Here is a 4,101-nt window from a genome sequence, read left to right on the forward strand (position 1 = left end):
GGGCCGGGAGAACACCAGGACGAGACGCCGTGGCAGAGCCTGACCGCCCGCCTGGCGGAGGTGGTGCAGGAGGTGAGGGCCTCGGCCGCTCGCGCGGCGGGTTCACCAGCAAGGTCCACCTGAGCGCGGACGGCCGCTGCCACCCGCTGTCCCTGGTCGTCACCGCGGGACAGCGGGCGGACTGCACGCAGTTCGAGCCCGTGCTGGAGAAGATCCGCGTCCCACGCACCGGCCCGGGCAGGCCCCGCAAGACGCCCGACAGCGTGGCCGCCGACAAGGCGTACAGCAACGGGCCATGCCGCGGCTACCTGCGCAGGCGCGGTATCCGGCACACCATCCCCGAGAAGACCGACAGCCGGGCGGCCCGCCAGCGCAAGGGCTCACGCGGCGGGCGGCCACCGGGTTTCGACGAGGACAGGTACAGGAAGCGGAACACCGTCGAACGGGCCATCAACAAGCTCAAGCACGCGCGAGCCGTCGCCACCCGATACGACAAACGCGGCTACGTCTACCTCGGCACCGTCACCGCAGCCGCCCTCGCCATCCGGCTCCGCACATGACCGCCCGGACGGAACCTAGACCGTGATCGCGGTCTAGGCCCCGCAGGTGTGCGCGGCGGACGACGGGGCGCGGCGCGCACCGGGTCGTCGGCCGGTCCGACCGGAGGGCGAGGACCGGGCCCGCCCCGACGTCGAGGTCTGCGACCTCCTGCACGCCGCGCTCGTGGACGTGCTGGAGCTGACCGGCAGGCTGTAGCTGCTCCGGCCTCCCGGCTGCCCAGAAGTTCCAACCTCGCGGCGCTCACCGTGCCACCCTCGGTTGGTTGGCGGATCGACCAGGGGGAAGTGATGATCGACCGGATCATGCGGGCCAACTACCACTTGAGCTACGGGATGCGTCACCAGGCGTACAAGGTGACGCAGGAGCGGATGGAGGAGCTGGAGCGATCGCTCCGGCTCGCCGGTCTCACCGGGCAGTCGGCGATCGCCATGCGGCAGGCGGCCTGGCGTCACGCCTACAGCTGGCGCATGTACGCCTGGAACATGTTCGGAGCAGCGGTGCTGCTGGCCGGCACCATAGGCGTGGGGAGGGGTTCCGGTCGGCTTGTCCTGCTGGTTTTCCCGCCCGCGCTGCCGGTCGTCGAACTCGTTGTCGGGCTCGTCCTGCTGGTGGTCCTGTGCGGGATCGCGCTGTTGGTGTTCGTCAGCAGCGCCAGCTTGGGGTGGCTCGGCATCGCCGGGAAGTTCGTGCCGGTCAAAGCCCTCGAGGACGTCGTCAACGCGTGCGCGACCGTACTGGCGGCCGGGCCCCGCACCCGCGCGGACCACATCGCGTACCTCCCTGTGCTGATGCGCTACACCGAGAAGTACGTCCTCAAGATGTACCGCCAGCGGGCGACCGTGCCACGGGCCTCCCACCGCCGTCCGCAACTGCGGGAGCACGGCAGGCTCGTCGCCGCACGGCTCAGGGCGGCGGAGGCCGGGCTGGACGTCGACGCCGTCGGCGCCGCGAAGGAGATCGCCGACCTCGTGGTGCAGATAGCCGACAACTACGTCGCCGGCCGGGTGGGCGCCCTGCTGCCGAAGGAGGAGCTCAAGGACCTCCAGCCGATACAGGACTACACCGCCCGGCTCCTGCCCTCGATCCTGTCGCTGACCCGGGTGGTTGCCGCGGCCGCCGTGGTGGCGATCTTCGCCGGAGCCGGGACCTGGGTGGCATCCAGGTTCGGCATCCCGCCGAGCTTCGCCGCCCTGCCCGCCATCGCGCTCGCCACCGTGCTGTTCCCCGCGCTGGTGTCCGTCGTCACCCCGCAGGCGAAATGACGCATCGGGCCCCGGCCCGTCTTCGGCCGCTGCCGGTACCCGGCTGCTGGTGACAGGACCTCCTCGGGGCAACGCCCCCACCCGCCCTCCCTCCCCGCTCCGGGAGGGAGGGCGGGTTCTTTTACCCGGTTCTTTCTATAGGGCGTCAGCACCACCGGACGCCGGTCGACCGGCGTCCGGTACCACCTGCGCGGACGCGGCGCGCCGGGCCCGCGTCCGCGCCGGTCGGGGCCGCCGCCTCGGGCAGGACCTCCGCAACCCAAACACGATGCCGAGCGAGCTGCGCGGCTGACGGCATCGGAGCCCGCCACCCGCAGCCGTTCCCCCGCTCCGGGTGGCTCCCCTGCCCGGCAGGACGGCGCCCCGTCCTGCCGGGCAGGGGAGCCGAAGGGCCCGGTCGCTCAGGTTCTGCCGGGTTTGCCCGTCGAGACCAGCAGGAGGACGGACGAGCCCGGTGCCACCGGTTCTGCGCCGCCCCGGGGGGCACTGCTGATCACCTGCCCGGCGGGAGCGTTCCAGTCCGTGTGCCGCATGATCGTGCAGCTCAGTCCGAGTCCGCGCAGCAGGCTTCCGGCCTGTTCGACCGACATGCCGGCCAGGTGCGGCAGCGCGATGCCCGCTCCCGCGGTCTGCTCCTGCTCCTGTGTCGGAGTCGCATCGGCGCTTCCGCTCTTGGGGGTGCCGGTGGCGAGCGGGGTGCACGCCCCGTTCGCCGGTGGGGACAGGGACGGGGAGGCACCGGGCGCGGGCGGCACGGGCTTCAGCGCGAAGAACCCCACCGTGGCGCACGCCAGCACGCAGCACGCCGCAGCGGTGCCGAGGAGCGCCCGGCGGGTGCGGCTGCGGCTGACGACTCGCTCGATCGCGGCCGCGTCGACGACCGGCGCCGTCGGCCCGTCGGCGAAGGAGGCCACCGCGGCACGCAGCTCGGCTTCGAGGCCCGGCTCGAACGGGACGGGTCCGGACGACGTGTTCCTCACTTCGTACCTCCGAAAGCGGCCGACGGGGTGTGCGGCGCCTGGGCGCCCGATACGGAATCGCGCAGCTTGGCCAGGCCGCGGGCGAGCTGGGACCTCACCGCACTCGAAGAGATGTCCAGGACGTCGGCGACCTGCCGGGCGTCCATATCGTGCAGGTAGTACAGGACCACCACGCTGCGCATGCCCATCGGCAGCCCGAGCAGTGCCTCGATCAGTTCCGCGCGCAGATCCACCTGCCCGAACCGGTCCCGGGGGTCGGCCGTCTCGGGCACCCCCGACAGCCCGGGGCGCTCGCCCAGGCGCGACAGCCGCCGCCAGCGGTCGTTGGCCAGGTTGACCAGCACTTTGCGCACGTACGCCTCCGGCGAGTCCGCCACCGCGGCCTTCCGCCACTGTCGGCACGCCCGCTCCAGCGCCTCCTGCACCAGATCCTCGGCCACGTGCACGTCACCGGTCAGCGCATACGCGGTGCGGAACAACGCTCCCGACCGCTGTGCGACGAACTCCGTGAATCCGTTGCCCGGACCGCTCCTGCGAAACCTCACCCGCCGACCTCCTCTCCTCGTCCCGTCCCGATCACTGCCCCTATGACGGCGGAACGAGGCCGGGTGCTGCACCGAGCCGCCGGCAGTGACGTGAATCACAGCTGGGACGGAAGGGTTTCCCAGGACCTCGCGCCGCTGCCGCCCGGGGTGGGGGCGGGGCCCGGCGTCCCGCGCGGGCGGAGCGGAAGCGGGCTCGGGCTCCGACCGGCCGCCCGTCGTCACGGAACGCGGGCCGGCCCTCTCCCGGGAGGCGAGCTGGCGAGTCTGGCCGTCCGGGGGTTCAGTCCTCCGGGATGCCCGGCCTGGCCGGTGGGGGCGGTGGGGCTGCGGCGAAGTGGTCTCCGCCCTGGCCGGCTCTGGGTGTCAGTCCTCCCACAGCTCAGTCATCTCGCGGTCGCAGTGGTAGCAGTACATGGATGCGCTGTCGGCCAGGTCGAAGAACAGCCCCGGGTTCGCCTTGTGCATCGCGGCCTCGGTGGTCTCACACCTGCCGACGCACCGGTCGTCCGGTCCCGGCTGGCGTCGAGGCAGCCGGACTGTGCACTTGGTGTACCGGTGGCCCGGGTCGTGGTCGACCGCATCCGTGCAGCCGGACGACCAGGGACAGCGGGCGGCAGCGGCCGTCCGCGCTCAGGTGGACCTTGCTGGTGAACCCGCCGCGCGAGCGGCCGAGGCCCTCACCTCCTGCACCACCTCCGCCAGGCGGGCGGTCAGGCTCTGCCACGGCGTCTCGTCCTGGTGTTCTCCCGGCCC

General features: G+C 72.6%; 4 protein-coding genes and 2 pseudogenes. 3 read left to right on the top strand and 3 right to left on the bottom strand.

Translation table 11 applies throughout. From position 1 onward, the window contains the following. Nucleotides 1-74: 74 nt before the first annotated feature. The 3 genes and pseudogenes from PUR61_RS28715 to PUR61_RS28725 all read left to right on the top strand — a co-directional run. Nucleotides 75-560, top strand: a pseudogene (locus PUR61_RS28715) (IS5 family transposase); the annotation flags it as partial. A gap of 46 nt (nt 561-606) precedes the next feature. Then, complete coding sequence (locus PUR61_RS28720; RefSeq protein WP_266309531.1) at nt 607-756, top strand: hypothetical protein; 150 nt, start codon at nt 607-609, stop codon at nt 754-756. A 92-nt stretch (nt 757-848) separates the two neighbouring features. Then, nucleotides 849-1,823: a hypothetical protein gene (locus PUR61_RS28725; protein ID WP_329882395.1), complete on the top strand. Its 975-nt coding sequence runs from the start codon at nt 849-851 to the stop codon at nt 1,821-1,823. 401 nt (nt 1,824-2,224) lie between these two features. On the opposite strand, the gene PUR61_RS28730 is transcribed toward PUR61_RS28725, so the two are convergent. The 3 genes and pseudogenes from PUR61_RS28730 to PUR61_RS28740 form a co-directional block, all read right to left on the bottom strand. Continuing rightward, on the bottom strand, nt 2,225-2,803 hold the full coding sequence (locus PUR61_RS28730; protein WP_329882396.1) for a PASTA domain-containing protein: 579 nt from the start codon (nt 2,801-2,803) through the stop codon (nt 2,225-2,227). Next, entirely contained in the window at nt 2,800-3,348 is a 549-nt protein-coding gene (locus PUR61_RS28735) for a SigE family RNA polymerase sigma factor (RefSeq protein WP_329882397.1), read from the bottom strand. The genes PUR61_RS28730 and PUR61_RS28735 overlap by 4 nt, the downstream gene beginning before the upstream one ends. Nucleotides 3,349-3,942: 594 nt before the next feature. Next, nucleotides 3,943-4,021, bottom strand: a pseudogene (locus tag PUR61_RS28740) (IS5-like element ISSoc13 family transposase); the annotation flags it as partial. Between the last annotated feature and the right edge of the window lie 80 nt (nt 4,022-4,101).

The sequence above is a fragment of the Streptomyces sp. BE20 genome, from assembly GCF_036322525.1.
Lineage (GTDB): Bacteria > Actinomycetota > Actinomycetes > Streptomycetales > Streptomycetaceae > Kitasatospora.